General features: G+C 69.1%; 9 protein-coding genes. 8 read left to right on the forward strand and 1 reads right to left on the reverse strand.

Going from position 1 to position 19,689, the window contains the following annotated elements; genetic code table 11:
• Window positions 1–2 precede the first annotated feature (2 nt).
• Window positions 3–794 (forward strand): NRDE family protein, encoded by a 792-nt coding sequence (locus EV148_RS15510; RefSeq protein WP_158287498.1) that lies wholly within the window; start codon window positions 3–5, stop codon window positions 792–794.
• 5 nt (window positions 795–799) lie between these two features.
• On the opposite strand, the gene EV148_RS15515 is transcribed toward EV148_RS15510, so the two are convergent.
• Complete coding sequence (locus tag EV148_RS15515; RefSeq protein WP_158287499.1) at window positions 800–5,185, reverse strand: glycosyltransferase; 4,386 nt, start codon at window positions 5,183–5,185, stop codon at window positions 800–802.
• 272 nt (window positions 5,186–5,457) lie between these two features.
• Here EV148_RS15515 and mrcB point away from each other — a divergent pair, with 272 nt between their 5' ends.
• The 7 genes from mrcB to EV148_RS15550 all read left to right on the forward strand — a co-directional run bounded on the left by mrcB (window position 5,458) and on the right by EV148_RS15550 (window position 19,664).
• Window positions 5,458–7,743, forward strand: a complete 2,286-nt coding sequence (gene mrcB, locus EV148_RS15520; RefSeq protein WP_131999763.1) for a penicillin-binding protein 1B — start codon at window positions 5,458–5,460, stop codon at window positions 7,741–7,743.
• 62 nt (window positions 7,744–7,805) lie between these two features.
• Complete coding sequence (locus EV148_RS15525) at window positions 7,806–8,321, forward strand: tetratricopeptide repeat protein (protein ID WP_131999764.1); 516 nt, start codon at window positions 7,806–7,808, stop codon at window positions 8,319–8,321.
• A gap of 143 nt (window positions 8,322–8,464) precedes the next feature.
• Entirely contained in the window at window positions 8,465–10,372 is a 1,908-nt protein-coding gene (gene yoaA / locus EV148_RS15530; RefSeq protein ID WP_131999765.1) for a DNA repair helicase YoaA, read from the forward strand.
• A gap of 81 nt (window positions 10,373–10,453) precedes the next feature.
• On the forward strand, window positions 10,454–12,058 hold the full coding sequence (locus tag EV148_RS15535) for a tetratricopeptide repeat-containing sulfotransferase family protein (RefSeq protein ID WP_131999766.1): 1,605 nt from the start codon (window positions 10,454–10,456) through the stop codon (window positions 12,056–12,058).
• Between the two features lie 243 nt (window positions 12,059–12,301).
• Window positions 12,302–16,045 (forward strand): S8 family serine peptidase, encoded by a 3,744-nt coding sequence (locus EV148_RS15540; RefSeq protein ID WP_158287500.1) that lies wholly within the window; start codon window positions 12,302–12,304, stop codon window positions 16,043–16,045.
• A 494-nt stretch (window positions 16,046–16,539) separates the two neighbouring features.
• On the forward strand, window positions 16,540–18,423 hold the full coding sequence (locus tag EV148_RS15545) for a hypothetical protein (RefSeq protein ID WP_131999768.1): 1,884 nt from the start codon (window positions 16,540–16,542) through the stop codon (window positions 18,421–18,423).
• 128 nt (window positions 18,424–18,551) lie between these two features.
• Window positions 18,552–19,664, forward strand: a complete 1,113-nt coding sequence (locus EV148_RS15550; RefSeq protein WP_131999769.1) for a hypothetical protein — start codon at window positions 18,552–18,554, stop codon at window positions 19,662–19,664.
• The last annotated feature ends 25 nt before the right edge of the window (window positions 19,665–19,689 follow it).

Raw genomic sequence — 19,689 nt, forward strand, 5'->3', positions numbered from 1 at the left:
CCATGTGCCTGCTGCTCGTCGCCGTCGACGCCGCGCCCGGACTGCCGCTGCTCGTGCTCGGCAACCGCGACGAATACCACGGCCGCGACAGCGCGCCGGCCGCGTGCTGGGACGAGGACAAGCGCGTCGTCGGCGGGCGCGACCTCGTCGCCGGCGGCTCCTGGCTCGCGCTGCGCAACGATGGCCGCTTCGCCGCGGTGACGAACCTGCGCACGGGCGTGCCCGCGACCGCGCCGAAATCGCGTGGTTCGCTGGTACGCAATTTCATGCTCGGCGACGCGACGCCGGTGGTCTACCTCGACCTGCTGCGCACGCAGATCGGCGACTACGGCCCGTTCAACCTCGTCGTCGGCGATCGCGATGGCGTGTTCGCGCTCGGCAGCTCCGAAGGCTTCGTGCGCCCGCTGCGGCGCGGCGTGCACGTGATCAGCAACGGCGCGATCGGCGTGCATTGGCCGAAGACCGAGCGCCTGCAGCGTCGCTTCGGCGAGCTCGTGCGCAACGGCGTCGTCAACGACGAGGCGAGCGTGCTCGACCTGCTGCTCGACGAGACGGCCCCGGCCGACGAGGAACTGCCCGACACCGGCGTCGGCCTCGACCTCGAACGCCGCCTCGCGCCGATCTTCATCCGCGGCGACCGCTACGGCACGCGCGCGGGCAGCCTGCTCGTGCGCCACCAGGACGGTTCGGTCGCGTTGCGCGAGCGCCGCTTCGGGCCGGACGGGCGCGCCGACGGCGAGGATCGCTGGGCCGCGCTGGCGAACGCCGCGTTCGAGCCCACCGCGGCGTTCTGACCGCTTCAGCGATCGAACAGCTTCTGCACCGCGGCGCGCGCCGCGGCGAACGAGAAGTGGCGTTCGACATTGGCCAGGCCGTTCGCGGACAGCGTGTTCCACAGCGACTCGTCGCCGTACAGCCGCACGATCGCGGCCGCGAACGCGGCGGGCTCGTCGGCGACGAGCACGTCCTCGCCCCCGCGCACGTGCATGCCTTCGACCGCGGCCGAGGTCGCGACCACGGGCAGGCCGCAGCTCATCGCCATGTTGACCTTGCCCTTGACGCCGGCGCCGTAGCGCAGGGGCGCGATCGAGACGCGGCAGCCGTCCATGTACGGCAGGATGTCCTCGACGAAACCGTGCACGATCACCTGATCGTCGGCGAGCGCGCGGATCGATTCGGGCACGCGGCTGCCGATCACGTGCACGCGCACGTCCGGCAGCGCGGCGCGCACGTGCGGGAACACCTCGCGGACGAACCACGTCACCGCATCGGTGTTCGGCGGATGCTGGAAGCCGCCGACGAAGACGAGGTCGCGACGGTCGCCGAACGGGCGGCGGCAGCCGTACACCTCGTGCACGTTCGACAGCACCTCGACGCGCGCGCCGGGTGCGTCCTGCGCGAGCAGGGCCTGCTCGACCGGGCTGACCACGAGCGTGACGTCGCATTCGCGGATGAGCCTCAGCTCCTGCGCGCGCGTCGCGGCGGCGTGGCGCGCGAGCGCGCCGTCGCCGGACAGTTCCGCCGCGCGCTGCTCGCGCAGGTAGTGCAGGTCGACCGTGTCGAAGGCGACGCGCGCCTGCGGCGCGTGCAGGCGCACGAGGCCGAGGTAGGACGCGGCGACGTAATGGCGCGAGAGGATCACGAGGTCGAACTCGCGGCCGCGCTCGCGCAGCAGCTTGAGCGGATCCTGCGCGTACGGCGCATACAACGCCTCGACCCCGAGCTCCTGCAGCGCGGGCGTGTAGCGTTCGACCCAGAGGCGGTTTTCCGGCAGGAAACTCGTCTGGCAGCCGAGGTCGGCGAGCACGCGCATGAGGTTGACCATGCGCAGCGAGCCCGAGTCATGATCGGGCATCGGCGTGGTCGCGTCGACGACGAGCACGCGGTGCCGGGCGCGATGGGTGGCGGCGACGGTGATCGGCGTACCGGGCCTGGGCTGGCGCGCGAGCGCATCCTTCCATTTCAGGACGAACTTCTCGCGGTTGACGACCTGGTAGCGCTTGGTGCCGCTCGCGGTGTCGGTGCCGGAAGTGACGCCCTCGAAGTGGATGACGACCGACGCGGGTTCGACGTGCACCTCGAGCCCGGCCGCGCGCACCGCGAACGCGAGATCGGTGTCCTCGTAGTAGGCGGGCGCATAACGCGTGTCGAACCGGCCGAGCCGATCGAACAGCTCGCGCCGGAGCAGGATCGCCGCGCCGGAACAGTAGTCCACTTCACGCCTGAACGAATAACGCGGGTCGTCCGGGTCGCCGAAGCGGCCGACGTTCCAGCCCGACCCGTCGTCGAACACGATGCCGCCCGCTTCCTGCAGGCGGCCGTCCGGATAGACGAGCTTCGATCCGACCATGCCGCAGCGCGGCGTGCCCTCGATGCAGCGCACGAGCGCGTCGAGCCAACCCGCGGTGACGACCGTGTCGTTGTTGAGGAACAGCACGTATTCGCCGCGGGCTTCGGCCGCGCCGGCGTTGCACGAGCCGATGAAGCCGAGGTTGTGCGCGTTGCGGATCGCGCGGATGCCGCCGACGCCGGCGAGCCGCTGCGGCGTCGCGTCGCCCGAGCCGTCGTCGACGACGATGACCTCGAACGGCGTCTCGCCCGCGTGCTCGCCGAGCGAGCGCAGGCAGGCGAGCGTATAGGCGACCTTGTTGTAGACCGGGATCACGATCGACACGCGCGGCGCGTCGCTGGTCGGCAGCGCGAACGGCGTCGCGTCGTCCTTCGGCTCGGCATAAGTCGCGCGCGGGCGCGCCGGACCGCTGCCGCGCAGCTCCTGCAGGATGCGCGCGAGCGTGCCGGCGAGGCCGCGCTGGGCGAGGCTGCCGCGCGTGCGCGCGAACGCGCTGCGCGTGCGCGCGAGGCGGAACGCGAGCGATTCGCGCAAGCCGCGCACGCGTGCGTTCGCGCGGCGCAGCGGTGCGGTGATGCGCCACGACGTGCTTGCGAGCACCTGCTCGTGGACCGGCTTGATCGCCTGCAACTCCTCGTCGAGCGCGAGCGCCCAGCGCGTGCGGTCGTCGAACTCGCGCCGCAGCTGCGCAAGCTCGCGATCGAGCGCATGGCCCCAGTCGCCGCGGCGTTCGCTTTCCCTGCTCGCCTCGCGCAGCTGCGTCGCGAGCGTGTCGGCCCTTGCGCGCGAGCGGCGCAACGCGTCCGCCTCGACCGCGGCCTCGAGCAGGGCGGCATCGGCCTCGCCGAGCGGGTAGCGCAACGGACGCCGTGGCGGCAACGCGAGTACGCGCTGGTAGGCCGCGGCCATGTCCTCGATCGTGTCGGCGGCAGGCGCCCGTGCGCGCACGCGCGCGAGCGCGGCGCGGTCGTTGGCGAGCGCGCCGATGCGCGCGACGAGCGCGTCGGCATTGGCTTCGACGAGGAAACCGTCGCGACCGTCCTCGATGCGCTCGGCCAGCGCGCCGACGCGCGTCGCGACGACCGGGATGCCGAGGCTGCGCAGTTCCGACAGCGCATAGCTGAAGGTCTCGGCGACGGTCGGCAGCAGCAGCGCCGCGTCCGGCTGCAGCCGCGCGAGCAGCGCGGGCAACTCGTCGCGGCGGTAGTCGAGCAGCACGTGCACGCCGCGTTCGCCGAACAGCGCGTGTGCGTCGGCGCCGGCGCCGAGCAGGAACAGCTCCGCGTGTTCACGCAATGCGGGCAGGGCGGCGGCGAGCAGTTGCGCACCCTTGCCCTTGCGCACGCGGCCGGCCATGACGAGGCGGAGGCGTTCGCGCGCGGGCGGCGCGCCCACGCGGGGGCTGTCATCCGGCCATGCGGCGAGGCCGTGCGCGATCACGTGCGAAGGGAGCGCGGCGAGTTCGGGCGCGAGGCGCAACTGGTTCGCGAGTGCCGATCTGCTCGGCGCGACGAGCGTCGCGCGCGCGCCGAGCGCGGCGGCGACGAAGGCGTCGCGCACGTGGCGCCAGTGCGCGGGATCACGGTTCGCGAATTCGCCGTCGTCGCCCTGCGCGGCGAGGTCGTCGGCGCGCTGCGCGTCGTCGAAGCGCAGCGCCGCGTCGCCGAAGTCGCGATGCAGGGTCGGCCAGAGCGGGTAGTGGTCGTGCACGACGCAGGTGGTCGGCAGGCCGGTGCGCAGCGCGTCGAGGCTGTGGCCGATCAGCGAGGAGACGAACACCGCGTCGATGCAATGGGTGCGCACCACCTCGCCCAGCAGCTCGCGATACGTGCGGTCGGCGAGCGCGGTGTCGGCGATCGGGCGCGGCAGCGGCCAACGGCGCAGCGGCGGCCCCGCCATCGAACCGTCGAGCAGCTCGAGCCATTCGCCGTGGCGACGGCGCGCGAAGCTGCCGCGCGCGACGAGCACGAGGTGGTGTGCGTGCGTGTCCGCCCTGGCGAAGTCGCGCACCCAGCGCTCGGCGCCGCCGCCCCAGCCGTGCAGCACGTGCAGGATCACCGGCTTCGCGTCGAGGCCCGGCCGGACCGGCTCCACCGTCGTCGCGAGCGCGGCGGCGATGCGCTCGCGCAGCGGATCGAGGGGCGAGGGTGGCGGCTGATCACGTGGATCGTTCTCGTCCTGGCGCGCGCGAGGCGTCGCGGCGCCGCCGCCGACATGGAGATGGTCGAGCACGACGATGCGCAGGCCTGCCGCATCGAGCGCGTCGCGGTCGGCGACGTCCGCGGCACCGAGGCGCGCGAGGCGTTCGCCGTGCCAGGCGGAGATCGGGCTGCTCGCGGATGGCAGCGGGTCGTCGAGGAGTGCCTTTTGCGAATGCGCGAAGCACAGCGCATCGATGCGCGCGGGCGTCGCGTCGGTGGTCGTTCCGCGGGGGAGCGGCCGACGCCCGGCGTCGTCGAGCGGTCGTGCGCCGACGACATCGGCGGCATCGAGCGCGCGCAGCAGGCGTTCGCAGGCGAAGTCGGGCAGCACCGCGTGCGCATCGACGAGCACGAGATGCTCATTGGCGAAGCGCCGGCGCGCTTCGCGGAGGATGTCGCTTTCGGTCGCGTATTCGCCGATCTCCGGCACGCGCTCGATGTCGTTCCACTCGACCGCCGTCGCGCAGGCGCCGAACAGGGCGATGCGCGCGCGTGCGGGCAGGCGGTCGCGCAGCGCGTCCAGCCGCGCCGCCGACGTGGCCGCGCGCGCATGGATGCACACGCGCAGCGGCGCCTCGCGCAGCGCCGGTTCGTCGTTCGCGGATGGCGCGGCGGCAAACGGGCTGGCAGGCATCAAGGCTCCGGGATGAATGGGTGGCGAGGCGGGATTATCGCCGATCCCGACTGATCGCCGGGGGAGGCCCAGTGGGAGCAGGAGCATCGCGGATTGCGCCGCTCCCGCAGAAATACCCATCCGGTCGCCCGGGGCCGGAGCGCCATTGCCCTCGACGCCCGCAGGGCGCGGAGATCGCGGTCCCCGCAAGCATTTGCCGCTCCCCGCCGCAGCGTCGCGCGGCTAAACTGCGCCAGGTCCCCTGCGACTTTGTCGCCCGTCGGTAGACACGCTTGTCCTTCCTCTCGAGTTCGCTCAACTTCTTGTACGCCGCCTGGCGCATCGCGCGCATCCCGTTCCTGGTCGGCGTCGGATTGGCGATCGGCTTCCTCGTGCCGTACGCCTGGTACCTCGACAGCGAGGTGCGCAGCCGCTTCGACGACCTGTCGTGGGACCTGCCGAGCCGCGTCTATGCGCGCCCGCTGACGCTCGCGCCGGGCGTGCCGATGAACGCCGACATGCTCGGCGCCGAACTCGCTGCGGCGCGCTACGACGAGGATGCGCAGGCGCAGGCGCCGGGCACCTTCCATCGCGACGGCGCGCGCTGGACGATCAAGCGGCGCACCTTCATCTACCTCGACGGCCGTGAACGCGAGAAGCGCATCGCCCTCACGCTCGCCAATGGCCGTGTCGCCGACCTCGTCGATGCCGACAGCGGCGCCGCGCTCGAACGCGTGCGGCTCGACCCCGCGCGCATCGCCACGCTGTACGGCGCGCAGCAGGAGGACCGCCGCTACGTCACGCTCGGCGAGATCCCGCCGCTGCTGCTGTCCGGCCTGCAGGCGGTCGAGGACCGCGACTTCAAGCATCATCACGGCATCAACGTCGGCGCCATCGTGCGCGCGGCCTGGGCCAACCTCGTCGCCGGCCACGTGGTGCAGGGTGGTTCGACGCTGACCCAGCAACTGGTCAAGAACCTGTTCCTCGATCGCGGCCAGCGCTTCTCGCGCAAGTTCAACGAGGCACTGCTGTCGCTCATCATCGAGGCGCGCTACGACAAGAAGCGCATCCTCGAGGCCTATGTCAACGAAGTGTTCCTCGGCCAGCAGGGCGCTCAGGCCGTGCACGGCTTCGCCGCGGCGAGCGAGTTCTATTTCGGTCGCGACCTGCGCTCGCTCGGCGCCGCCGACATCGCGTTGCTGGTCGGCATGGTGCAGGGGCCGAGCCTGTACGATCCGCGCCGCAACCCGGAGCGCGCGCTCGGCCGGCGCAATGTCGTGCTCGGCGTGTTCCGCGACACCGGCCTGCTCGACGATGCCGCGTACGCCGCGGCGAGCAGGCAGCCGATCGGCACCGCCGCGAACGCGACCCTGCCGCGCGACCGCTACCCGGCGTTCCTCGAACTCGTGCGCCGGCAGATCCGCGAAGGCTTTCCCGATGCCGAACTCAACAGCGCCGGCCTGTCGATCCATACCACGCTCGCGCCGTCGGTGCAGGCACTCGGCGAGGCCGCGATCGACAAGGCGCTGGCCGGGCTCGGCAAGCGCGGCGACGCGGTCGAGGCCGCGCTCGTCGTCACCGGCGCGCGTGACGGCGAAGTGCAGGCGGTGATCGGCAGCCGCGACGTCGACGCCCCGGGTTTCAACCGCGCGCTCGACGCGCTGCGACCGATCGGCTCGCTGGTGAAGCCGTTCGTCAACCTCGTAGCGCTGGCCCAGCCGCAGCGCTATTCGCTCGCGACCCTGCTCGACGACGGGCCGATCGACCTGCCGCAACCGGGCGGCGGCCGCTGGCGGCCGGAGAACGACGACCACCAGAGCCACGGCGAGGTGCTGCTCGTCGATGCGCTGATGCAGAGCTGGAACCTCGCGACGATCAATCTGGGCCAGCGCATCGGCGTCGATCGCGTGCGCGGCTTCCTCGAGTCGTTCCGCCTCGGTCGCGCGATCAACCCGAATCCGTCGATGCTGCTCGGCGCGATCGACCTCAGCCCGTTCGACGTCGCGCGCCTGTACCAGTACCTCGCCGCGGACGGCCACGCGCTGCCGCTGCGCGCGGTGCGAGGCGTGCTCGATGCGAAGGGCAGGCCGTTGTCGCGCTACGAAGTGAAGGTCGGCGGCGGCGACTACACCACGGCGTCGCGACTGGTCACCTGGGCGATGCAACAGGTCGCGATCGGCGGGACCGCCCATGCGATCACCGACTCGGGCCTCGGCTGGCTGCACGCGGCCGGCAAGACCGGCACCAGCGACACGCAGCGCGATTCCTGGTTCGCCGGCTTCACCGGCGACACGCTCGCGGTCGCCTGGGTCGGCCGCGACGACAACAAGCCGACCGGCCTGTTCGGTTCCACCGGCGGCCTGCGCATCTGGATCGAACTCATGAAGCGGCTGCCGGGCGCGCCGCTGGTCGTGCCGCAGGACGGCATCGAGCGCGCCTACGTCGCGCCATCCGGCAAGCGCACCGACGCGGTCTGCGCGGGTGCGCGCGAGCTGCCGTTCGCGCTGGGCTATGCGCCGACCGAGGAGGAGCATTGCCCGATGGACCAGTTGCGCAATTTCTTCGGCAGCGGCGGTTAAGGGCGGCGTGCGAGAATGTGCAGTCCCATGAACACCGACCGGCACGTCCTGTCCTCGATCGCATGAAGTCGCATCGCCTCGTTCCCGCCACCCTCACGCTCGTCCTCGCCGCCTGCGCCCAGCCCGGTCCGCCTCCGCCGCCTCCGCCGCCACCGGTGGACACGGCCGCCGCGTTGCGCGCGATCCGCGCCGCCGGCGACGGGCTCGATTCCGCGGTGCAGGTGCAGCCGCTGCGCGATGCCGCGATCGAGGGCTTCATGAAGCGCGCGCACGAGGCCGAAGCCCGCCAGGACTACGCCGCCGCCGCGAGCGCCGCCGACGACGCGCTCAAGCTCGCGCCGGACGCGCCTGATCTCCTGCAGTACCGCGCCGAGATCGACATCGCCCTCGCTCAGTGGAGCGAAGCCGAGCGCCTCGCGCTGCGGAGCCACCAGCTCGGCCCGAAATCAGGCAGCCTGTGCGCGCGCAACTGGCAGACGGTGGTCGAGGCGCGCACCGCGCTCGGCGACGCACCGACGGTGGAAGCCGCGCGCGAGCGCCTGAAGGAATGCCGGATCAAGCCGTTGTTGCGGATGTGATTGGGGATTGGCGCTTCGGGATTCGCAAGAGCGGTCAGTCGCCTGCTTGAAGTACGATGGAAAGCCGCCGCCCGGCACTTTCTACGCCCGCACCCGCTGCCGGCCACCGTTCACGAATCACCAATCACGAATCACGAATCGCCATGCATAGCGCCGCCGAACTCCTCGGCCCCGAAGGCCCGTTCGCGCGCGAAGTGCCCGGCTTCGCGCCGCGCGAAGCACAGCAGGCGATGGCGGCTGCGGTCGAGGAAGCGATCGCCGACCGGCAGATGCTCGTCGCGGAGGCAGGCACGGGCACGGGCAAGACCTACGCCTACCTCGTGCCGGCGCTCATGTCGGGCAAGCGCGTGATCGTTTCGACCGGCACCAAGGCGCTGCAGGACCAGTTGTTCCATCGCGACCTGCCGCGCGTGCGCGCGGTGCTCGGCGCGCGCCTGTCGGCGGCGTTGCTCAAGGGACGCGCGAACTACCTCTGCCTGCATCGGCTCGACCAGGCACACAAGGAAGGCCGCTTCGCGAGCCGCGAGCAGGCCGCGCAGCTGCAGGCGATCCACGCGTGGTCGCGGCGCACGCTGGCCGGCGATCGCGCCGAGCTCGCCGAGGTCGCGGAGGACTCGCCGCTCTGGCCGCGCGTGACATCGACCGCGGAGAACTGCCTCGGCGCCGACTGCCCGATGTTCAACGACTGCTTCGTCGTGAAGGCGCGCCGCGCGGCGCAGGAAGCGGACCTCGTCGTCGTCAACCACCACCTGCTGTTCGCCGATCTCGCGATCAGGCAGGAAGGCTTCGGCGAAATCCTCCCCGGCGCGCATGCGTTCGTGCTCGACGAGGCGCACCAGATTCCCGAACTCGCCGGGCAGTTCTTCTCGGTCACCTTGTCGGCGCGCCAGCTCACCGAACTCGTCGCCGACGTGCAGGCCGAATGCGCCAACGTGTCGGGCGCATTCGCGGTGTTGCAGCCGGCGCTGGAACCCCTGAGCGCGGCTATCAAGCGCGTGCGCCTCGCACTCGACCGCTTTCCGCAGAAGGGCGCGTTCGTGCAGATCGAGCGCGACGCCGAGGTCGAACGCGAACTCGCCGGACTCGCCGGCGCGCTCGGCACGCTCGCCGAAGCGCTCGACAAGCATTCGGCGCGCAGCCGCGGCCTCGCCAGCGTGGCCGAGCGCGCGACCGAGCACACGGCACGACTCGCCCATCTCACCGACGGTGGCGTGGGCGACGCGGTGCACTGGTACGAACTGAGCGCGCACGGGTTCGCCTTCCACGCGACGCCGCTCGACATCGCCGGGCCACTGCGCGAACTGCGCGCGCAGAGCCACGCGGCGTGGATCTTCACCTCGGCGACGCTCGCGGTGGGCGGGCGCTTCACGCATTTCTCGCGCCAGGTCGGGCTGTGGGATCCGGTCGAGTTGCGCGTGGACAGCCCATTCGACTACGCACGCCAGGCGCTCGCCTACCTGCCGCAGGGATTGCCCGATCCGGCCGCCGAGGACTACGTCGAGCGCGTCGTCGACGCCGCGGTACCCGTGCTCGAGGCGTCGAACGGGCGCGCATTCCTGCTGTTCACGTCGCATCGCGCCCTGCGCCGCGCCGCCGAGCTCCTGCCTTCGCGCGTGCCGTATCCGCTGTTCGTACAGGGCACGGCGCCGCGCAACCTGCTGCTCGAAGCATTTCGCGGCTCCGGCAACGGCGTGCTGCTCGGCGCGGCGAGTTTCTGGGAAGGTGTCGACGTCGCGGGCGATGCGCTGAGCCTCGTCGTCATCGACAAGCTGCCGTTCGCCGCGCCCGACGATCCCGTGCTCGTCGCGCGCCTCGAGGCGCTGCGCGAATCCGGCGGCAATCCGTTCGCCGACTGGCAGGTGCCGAATGCGGTGATCGCGCTGCGCCAGGGCGCGGGGCGGCTGATTCGCGACGTGCACGACCGCGGCGTGCTCATGCTGTGCGACCCGCGCCTGACCACGCGTGGCTACGGCAAGCTGTTCCTCGCCAGCCTGCCGCCATTGCCGCGCACGGCTTCGCTCGCCGACGTGCAGCGCTTCTTCGCCGGCTGAACGACGATCGGCGAGGCGCGCGTTTCGACGCGAGCGCCGCGGCTGTGCTAGAACGCCCGGGTCGCCACGTCTCGCTCGCCCATGTCCGGCCGCTTCCTGCACCCCGATCGCCGCTTCGCCGGATTGCCCATCCATCTCACCGTCAGTGCCGAGCAGGCGCAACGCGCGCTCGAACGCGGTGACGCCGCGCGCGCGCTGCGCGAGATCGAGCGCGCCCTGCACGAGGCGCCCCGGCATCCGGAGCTGCTGCGCCTCGAGGCCCTCGCACTGCTGCAGCTCGGCCGGCACGCGCATGCGCTCGAGGTGCTGCACGAGGCCGTGGAACGCGCGCCGGATGATGCGCTGATCACCTGCCAGTTCGGCGCGGCGCTCGCGCAGAACGGCGACATGGCCGGAGCGGAAGAGGCGTTCCGCCGCGCGATCGCGCAGGATCCGGCGCTCGTCGACGCCTGGTACAACCTCGCCCATGCGCTCGACCGGCGCGGTGACGCGCATGGCGCGAACCAGGCCTACGAGCGCGTGCTCGCGCTGCGCCCCGGCCACGCCGCCGCACGCGTGCAGCGCGCGGAAATGCTCAAGATGCTCGGTCGCCTCGACGAAGCGGAAGCGGAGCTGCGCGCGGTGCTCGCGGCCGAGCCCGGCTCGGTATCGGCGTGGGTCGGTTTGTCGAACCTCAAGACGTTCCGCCCCGACGACGCCGAACTGGAGCGACTGCTCGCATTGCAGGCGGGTGGCGCGGTGCCGGAACACCGCCGCGTCGACTTCGACTTCGCCTGCGCGGCGCTGCTCGAGGCGCGCGGGCGCTACGCGGAGGCGTATCCGCTGTTCGTGCGCGCGAACGCGGGCAAGCGGCGCAGCGTGCGCTGGAACGCCGCCGCGGTCAGCCGCCTCGTCGACGAGATCATCGAGCGCTTCGCCCGCCTGCCACCCGCGCCCGCCGATGCACGCGGCAGCGACGTGATCTTCCTCGTCGGCATGCCGCGCTCGGGCTCGACCCTCGTCGAACAGATCCTCGCGAGCCATCCGCTGGTGCAGGGTGGCGGCGAGCGCAACGAGATCGTGCAGGTGCTGCAGGCCGAATCGCAGCGGCGGGGGCAGCCGTTTCCATCGTGGGTCGAGGACGCGACCGACGAGGACTGGCGTCGCCTCGGCGAGGACTACCTCGCGCGCGGCCGCGTCTGGCGCGACTCACGGCGGCGCTTCACGGACAAGACACTGGCGAACTGGCAGGCACTCGCGGCGATCCGTCGCATGCTGCCGGGCGCACGGGTCATCCATTGCCGGCGTGATCCGCTCGAGACGCTGTGGAGCTGCTACAAGCACCACTTCAGCGAAGCGCAGTCCTTCAGCTACGACCTCGATGAACTGGTCGCGTTCTGGCGCGACTGCGAGCGCGCGATGGCCGCGTGGTCGCGCCTCCTTCCCGGGTGGATCCATCCATTCGTCCACGAGGAACTGCTGCGCGAGCCGGAAGCGTCGGTCCGCTCGCTCGTCGGTGCACTCGGTCTCCCGTTCGATCCGGCCTGCCTCGCGTTCCATGAGACCGCGCGCGTGGTGCAGACCTCCAGCGCCAGCCAGGTGCGCCAGCCTTTGCGGCGCGACCTCGCGGTCGCCAGTCACTACGGCGCCCTGCTCGATCCACTACGCCGGCGTATGGCCGCGTCCACGGCCGGCGCGGAGCCCTGAAAGGGCGTGCCAGCACTTCTTTACGTCTGCGGCACATTGCCGCGGACGATGGGACGTGGTATCAAACCCGGATGCCGTGGGTTCTGGGCCTGCGCAGTGGCATGCGCAGGAAGGTCACGCGGCTGATGCTCCGCCTCCCCGGCGGGGTGTACCAATAATTGATTATTTGGGGAGTCGTACATGAAGTTGGCAAACGTAACAGCCTTGGCGTCCGCGGTCGGGATCGCCTTGGTCGGAGCGGGCATGTCTTCCAGCCTGGAAGCAAGTTCGCCGGGAAGTGACCTCGTTGCGCAGGCGGGCCAGACCGACAGCGCAAGCGGTCGCTACATCATCACGTTCAGCGAACAGGGTTTGGTCGCCTACAAGGGTGACGTCGCGGGCCTCGCGCGCACCGCTCCGGATGACCGCCTGGTCATGTCCGGTGCTTCCCGCAAGTTCGACGCGAACTCGTCGGCTGCGCGCGCCTACAAGGCATTCCTCGAGAGCAAGCGCGCCGAGCACATCACGGCGATCGAGCAGGCGCTGGGCCGCCCGCTCTCGATCCAGTACACGTACGACGTCACGCGCAACGCGATTTCCGCGGCTATGAGCCCGGCGGAAGCCGCCATGGTCGCGCGCCTCGACGGCGTGACTTCGGTCGCTCCCGTGATGAGCAAGCGCGTCAACACGTTCCGCGGCCCGACCTTCATCGGTGCGGACACGATCTGGAGCGGCGCTTCCGTCCCGGGCGGTGCCGGCACGCGTGGCCAGGGCGTCAAGGTTGGCGTGATCGACACCGGCACCAACATCGGCCACCCGTCGTTCACCGACGACGCGTCGTGCGGCTTCACCGCGGCGAACCCGAAGCTGTTCCCGCGTGACTGCAACAGCAACAACGGCACCATTTGCACGGGCACCAACCCGAACGCCTTCGACGGCCAGGGCCACGGCGTGCACACGAGCAGCACCGCCGCCGGCAACACGATCGACAACACGGTCACGCCGGCGCCGCTGCTGCCGGACGGCGTGTCGATGTCGGGCGTCGCGCCGTGCGCGAGCCTGTACACGTACAAGGTCGCCAATTCGAGCGGCGGCATCACCGACGACGCGATCACCGCGGCGATCCAGAACGCGATCGTCGACCAGGTCGACGTGGTCAACTTCTCGATCGGCCCGACCTGCGGCGGCGGCAATCCTTGGGCCGACAGCCTCGACTTCCTCGAGGCCGAAGCCGCGGACGTGTTCGTCGCCGCTTCGGCGGGCAACACGCGCGCCTCGTGCACGGACCCGACCGGCCTCGTCGCGAACAACGGCCCGTGGATGCTCACGGTCGCCGCATCGACGCAGGACCAGATCGCCGCTCCGGTGCTTTCCGCCACCGGCCCCGGCACGCCGCCGGCGGCGACGCAGAACATCGCCCTGATCGCAGGCAACACGACGCTGCAGGTCGACGACACCGAAGACTTCGACGGCATGGCGCTGCGCACCTATCCGACGAACATCGACGGCTGCAGCGCGACCGGCACGTTCCCGGCCGGTTACTTCAACAACGCGGTCGCGATCATCCAGCGCGGTAACTGCAACTTCTCCGAAAAGATCACCAACGCCTACAACGCCGGCGCGCGCGTGGTCATAATCACGAACAACCAGCCCGGTGCCATCAACATGGACACCACGGGTTCGCCGACCGACGTGGCTGCGTTCAGCACGTACAAGGGCCCCGGCGACGCGCTGATCGCGTTCGTCAATGCCAACCTCGGTCCGATTCCTCTGGCCGACCAGGTGTTCGCGGACGGCTTCGACGGCCCCGCCGGCGCCGTCGGCCAGTACCGCAAGATCGCGATCGGCCAGGTGCCGGGCGACATCCTCGCCAAGTTCAGCTTCCGCGGCCCGACGCAGGCGCCGTACGACAACCTGACCAAGCCGGACATCACCGGTCCGGGCGTCAACATCTACGCCGCGTTCGACACGGCTTCGGGCAGCTACGGCCTCGACAGTGGCACGTCGATGTCGTCGCCGCACCTGGCCGGTGCCGCTGCGCTCGTGCGCGCGGCGCACCCGGACTGGACGCCGATGGAAGTGAAGTCGGCCCTGCAGACCACCGCCAAGCTCGAAGGCCTGAAGGACGACGAAGTGACGCCGTGGAACGTCGACGACGTCGGCAGCGGTCGCGTCGATCTGTCGAAGGCGGCGCTGGCCGGCCTGACGCTGGACGAGACCGCCGCCAACTTCGAGGCTGCGAACCCGAACGGCGGCACGATCGACCAGACGCAACTGAACCTCGCGTCGCTGCGCCAGGTGCGTTGCAACGGCACCTGCTCGTGGACGCGCACGTTCAAGAACCGCCTCGGCACGACCGGCAACTGGTCGCTCTCCGCGACGAACCCGACGGGCTACACGATGTCGTTCAGCCCGTCCTCGTTCACGCTCGCTCCGGGCGCGACGCAGACGGTCACGGTCACGGCGACCGGTACGTCGGCGAACATCGCGTTCGGCGAAGTCACCTTGCACGAGGCGGCCAACCAGTCGCCGGACCAGCACCTCACCGTCGCGGTGAAGGGCGCGGTGCCGACGATCTCGGTCACGCCGACGTCGCTGACGCAGTCGCAAGCTGCCGACACGACCACGACGTTGCCGCTCACCGTCGCGAACACGGGCGGCGGCACGCTGACCTGGAACGTCTCGGCGACCGGCGTCGGTTCCGTCTGGAACCAGCCGAAGAACTCCACCGGCGGCATCGTTTCGGACTACTCGACGAGCGACAACGGCGGCGGGTTCACGGCGGCCGACTTCACCGTCAGCGGCGCCTCGACGGCGATCACGAAGATCACGACGTTCGGCTTCGACAACACGAACGCCCTGCTCTCGCAGCCGACGATCTCGTGGCGCATCTACAGCGACGCGCCCGGCATGCCGTCCGGCAATCCGGATACGGGCGCGGGTACGCCGGTGTGGCAGTTCGACACCGCCCCGACGGGTGCGGGCGTGACCATTGCGGGCTCGGGTGACATCACGCTCGACCTCGCGGCGGCCGGCCAGACGCTCAACCTGCCGGCCGGCACGTACTGGCTGTCGGTGTTCCCGACCTACACCGGTCCAATCGGCCCGGCGGGGAGCTCGCGCTGGAACTGGAGCCAGGCCCTGCTGCAGGGCGGCCCGGGCATGCTGACCGGTAACCTGTTCGGCGTTGCGAACTGGACGGCGCTGCAAGGCCTCGTCGGCTGGCCGGACGTGGCGTTCAACCTGCAGGGCACCATCAACTGCGGTGCGCCGTGGCTCTCGCTGGCCCCGACCAGCGGCAGCGCCGCGGGCGGTACTTCGAACCCGGTGACGGTCACGTTCAACAGCACGGGCCTCGCCGCCGGTACCTACACGGCGAACGCGTGCATCGCGAGCAACGACGTGGCGCATCCGATCACGATGGTTCCAGTGACGCTCACGGTGACCTCCGGTGGTTCGACCTGCTCCCCGACGCAGCTGTTCGGGGACCCGAGCCTTGAAAACGGCGGCGCGCCGTGGACCGGCACCGACAGCGTCTTCGGTTCGCCGTTCTGCGACTCCACCTGTGACGACAGCGGTACGGTCACCGCGCACACGGGCGAAGGCTTCGTGTGGTTCGGCGGCACGACGACGGCGGGCACGGGCAGCTTGAGCCAAGCGGTCGTGTTCCCGAGTGGCCAGCCGCGCTGGCTCAACTACTGGTTCATCAACCAGCTCGGCGGTGCCACGGGCACGAACGCGACGTTCACGATCAAGATCGATGGCAACACCGTTGGTACCGTGGCCCCGGGCGCCGTGAGCTCGGCGTACGAGCCCATGACGCTGGAGATCCCGGCGCAGTACCTCGACGGCAACTCGCATACGGTGCGCTTCGATTACGCGAAGACAGGCACCGCCCTGCGTGGCGCGATGATCGACGACATCACGCTCGACTGCTCGGCGCAGTCGACGTCGGCCCCGGCGAGGCCCGTCGGTCCGGTCTCGGCGGCCCTGCGCAGCATGCATTGATCGCCATCCGTAACAGGTGATCGAGAGGCCTCCTCCGGGAGGCCTCTTTTTTTCCTCATGGGAAGATGCGAAGCAGTTGCTTCTCCCGTCTGTCGTTGTTCCGGCGAAAGCCGGGATCCAGCTCTTGCACGGGCGGGAGCGTCTCGTCCCGCGGCGCAAGTGGTGGCTTCCCGGTGGCTGCCGTCATTCCCGCGAACGCGGGAATCCATCTTGCTCTTGCTCTTGATATCCAACGGCAACGGAAGGCGCCGGTAGCCGCGCATGGCTTCTTTCGCCGGAATGCGGATCTTCCAGATCAAGGGTTGGCAGGTCATGAAACGGGCCGTGGGCAGTCGGCTACGGGTGGAGGCGAAGACGTCGGCGGCGCCTGGCTCATTCGAGCTTCACGGATTGCGCAGGATCGGATGACGTTGGCGGAATCGTTCTCGCGAGCCGTTCCAGCGGGGTGTCGGTGCGTGCAGGGGAACAAAATGTGTCGGTGGAAATTGAAGTTGATGTTGAGCTTGTCGATCCTCGGTGCGGGGGTGACCGACGATTGCATGGCAAGGCCTCGATCGCGCGAATTGCCTCGACCGCTGGAAGCGACGAGGCAAGATGTAGAGCTTCTGGTGCATTGGAATCGCGAGCTGCTCGGTAACCTTGGTGTGCGCGTTTCCGAACCGATCGATTCCGCCGGGCCGCCGAGTGCGGGCTTCGATCGCTTTCGGATCGCATCGACCTCCTTGACCCCGCGCGTGTCTGGAACGAGTGCCGTCGGACTTGCCAGCGGAGAAATCCGGGTCGTCGGTGGCTACAGGCTTTCGATCGGCACGCGCCTGATCGAGTTGAAAGATTTCGTTCTCCGGCTGCACGACGCGGCTCAATCGCAGCTCGATGTCATCTCGTCGAACGGCGAGATCCTGTTTCGTGCCGATCGTGCGATGGTCGAGTCGAGCAATGGGAAGTCCATCCAGATCAGCGCAATGGACTTGCGCCTTTCGCGCCGGTTGGCGGAGGAGATAGGCCGCCCAAGCGCCACGGATTGGCAGGTGGCGGCTGCGAGGATCTGGAACGCCCATACGAGCGTGAGGACGGAGCCTCGGATCGAATGCCCCGCGAGTGATCGATGGCCCGGTCGACCGGTCCCGGAGCATCCGGGAGAAACCTATCAGGTCGATGTGCTCATGGCGGGGCTCTGGGCGCAATTGACAGGTTGCAGCGACTGCACCGGTCCAGGCGGAAGTGGCCGCATCAAGGTGACGCCCACCACGGCGCTTCGCAACAACGTTAATCTCGGCACACTGGTGTCAACCGTCCTCGCTGATTCGAATGGAACGAGCGCGGTACGCTTTGCGGCCGATATTCCTTGGCGTGCGAAATTCAGCGCGAACTGCCCTCCATACCACAATGATCAGCACCCGATGCTGGTCTGGAATCTCTATCGCCTGGATGCCGATGGTGGACTGCGGCAAGTCGCCCGTTCCGGTGCAAAACACGCGCACGTCGCTGCGAATGCCTTGTGCGTGGAGAACCCGGGGAGCAACCATGTGCTCGGTCGCGGATGTCAGGATGTTTATGGTCCCGGTGACAATGACGCGCCCGATACGCTGGGTCCGCGCTCGGAAGTCATCCCTTCGCGCGGCATCTGGGCCCGATGCGGATCCATCTACGACCCAGAGTGCAGCGGAGAGCCGCAGAAATTCCGGGGTTATGACGCTTACACCTATCGCGCCGTGGTCCCGGAGCGCGAGTTCGCTGCGCATCGGGGGGGGCGTCATGTCCTGGAAGCATGGTATGTCGTCAGGGACGACGTGAATCCTTACAACACGATGATGCACAAGGACATCGTCGCTGTTTGGCAACCGGAGCAGCATCTATGGACGATCGACGATCGCGCGGCTCCGGTCATCGGTCCCGTCATTGATTCCTGGGTCGATCCCCGCGCCCCGCATCAGGACGAGGCAAACAGCGAAATCTCCACGCCGAGCGGGCGACTCAAGGCGGCCGTGCGAGTGGTTCGCGAGGAAGACGGGCGTTATCGATACGATTACGCGATCATGAATGTCGATTTCGCGGCCGTGAAGACGTCCGGTAAGGAGCCCGATCTTCGAATGATCGCGAGTCACGGCATTGAAACATTCGAAGTGGAAACGAGCCGGGGCGCGAAAATCGACGCAATGTCATTCGTCGGCGTAGGTGACGCCTACGAGCCGTGGCTTTCGACGTCGACTTCATCGAGCGCACGATGGCGCGCCCCGAGTGGCGACAGCCTCACGTGGGGAACGCTCTATCGCTTTCGCCTGGTTTCAACAGCAAGCCCGACCAAGCGGCATGGCCGGATTTCCAGTGATCGAAGTGGGCGAAGTGTTTCCTACGTGTTCGATACCATCGGTCCTTGATTGAGTCGCGCTGTGAAAACAGTCGAAGTATCAATCGAGCGCTGGTTGTCATTTGGTCCTTGCGCGATGGTCCGGCGTAGGTAATTCTGTCGATTGAATCGGGCGGGCGAACGTACAGGGGAGATGAAATGAGGTATGCCTTCGGGTTCGTGGTCATTGCGCTTTTTTTTCTCGATGCCCACGCTCAATTCGCGCCCGGCTATCTCCCCGCGTATCTCCCCGCGAATTCGCAGATCTCGATGACGCTGTGTGACGCCGCCGCGTCGAGTACGGCGTACCCGCACTATTTCCACCTGGCGTTCTCCATGCACGCGGGAGAGACGCGCGACTATTCGCCTAAGCCTCCGGTCTTCGGCGGCGGCGTGGTGGATGGCGATACGCCGAACCTGGCCGCGGGTACGCAATGCCAGCCAGTCACGATCAGCACATCAGGCGTGACGTCGACATCGACGTCTTCGGTGATCACCAGTTCCTGTTACGACTACACGTCGACCGGGGGAGGGCGTGCATGCTCTTCGGCACTCGGGCTCTACACGTTCAGGACACCCGTCGCTCCCAGCGTCACTAAGGCGCCGGCATCTGTGGGCGTGAGTTTCTCGGGGCCGACGACGGTAGCCGAGACGATCACGCTCAACCCGAACTTCGCTACGTTGACGATCGCTCCCAGCTGCACGCAGCAGAATGGCGCCGTCATCACGGTGCAGCCCCATTCGGCCGGAAGCAATATCACGGGCGACGCGGGCACCGCGCAGTTCGACGTCACCACGAACATAGGCACGCCTGTTCCGGGCCAGGCGCCGTCCGGCAATTGCATCTTCAGCGTGCCGGCGTCGTCCAATGGCGCGAATGTATCGCTACCCGTGATTGGAAGCGTGTATCAGCCATCGCTGGCGATCATTTCGCCGACCCTGCCGATCAATCATCCAGGCTCGACGACGATCACCACCAAGGTTTCTCCTTCCTTCGGCGGCGTCCAGATCGATCAGTCCTGCTCGGTGTCCGGCGGCACGACCATAACCCCGATGACGGCGAACAAGCTAACGTCGAGTAGCGGGCAGGCAGCCTTCACGATAAACGTGCAGAACCTCGCCGTGGTGAACCCCAATACGTCCGTCACGCCGACGGCCAGCTGTACCTTTACGGTCCACTCGGGTACGGGTACGGCAATTGCATCGTTCTCCACCGGCAATGCCTGTGCATATGGATTGCAGCCGGCACCGCCTGGCTGCGGCAATCCGTAGCGGCGGTTTCGAAAGCTCCTTATGC

Source organism: Dokdonella fugitiva (assembly GCF_004342425.1).
In the GTDB taxonomy this organism is placed as follows: domain Bacteria; phylum Pseudomonadota; class Gammaproteobacteria; order Xanthomonadales; family Rhodanobacteraceae; genus Dokdonella_A; species Dokdonella_A fugitiva.

What these genes read in the sequence shown, in the direction of transcription:
- EV148_RS15545 (WP_131999768.1), top strand. Translation starts at nt 16,540, where the DNA reads ATGTTGAGCTTGTCGATCCTCGGTGCGGGGGTGACCGACGATTGCATG.
- EV148_RS15550 (WP_131999769.1), top strand. Translation starts at nt 18,552, where the DNA reads ATGAGGTATGCCTTCGGGTTCGTGGTCATTGCGCTTTTTTTTCTCGAT.
- EV148_RS15535 (WP_131999766.1), top strand. Translation starts at nt 10,454, where the DNA reads ATGTCCGGCCGCTTCCTGCACCCCGATCGCCGCTTCGCCGGATTGCCC.
- EV148_RS15525 (WP_131999764.1), top strand. Translation starts at nt 7,806, where the DNA reads ATGAAGTCGCATCGCCTCGTTCCCGCCACCCTCACGCTCGTCCTCGCC.
- EV148_RS15515 (WP_158287499.1), bottom strand. Translation starts at nt 5,185, where the DNA reads ATGCCTGCCAGCCCGTTTGCCGCCGCGCCATCCGCGAACGACGAACCG.
- EV148_RS15510 (WP_158287498.1), top strand. Translation starts at nt 3, where the DNA reads ATGTGCCTGCTGCTCGTCGCCGTCGACGCCGCGCCCGGACTGCCGCTG.
- EV148_RS15540 (WP_158287500.1), top strand. Translation starts at nt 12,302, where the DNA reads ATGTCTTCCAGCCTGGAAGCAAGTTCGCCGGGAAGTGACCTCGTTGCG.
- yoaA (WP_131999765.1), top strand. Translation starts at nt 8,465, where the DNA reads ATGCATAGCGCCGCCGAACTCCTCGGCCCCGAAGGCCCGTTCGCGCGC.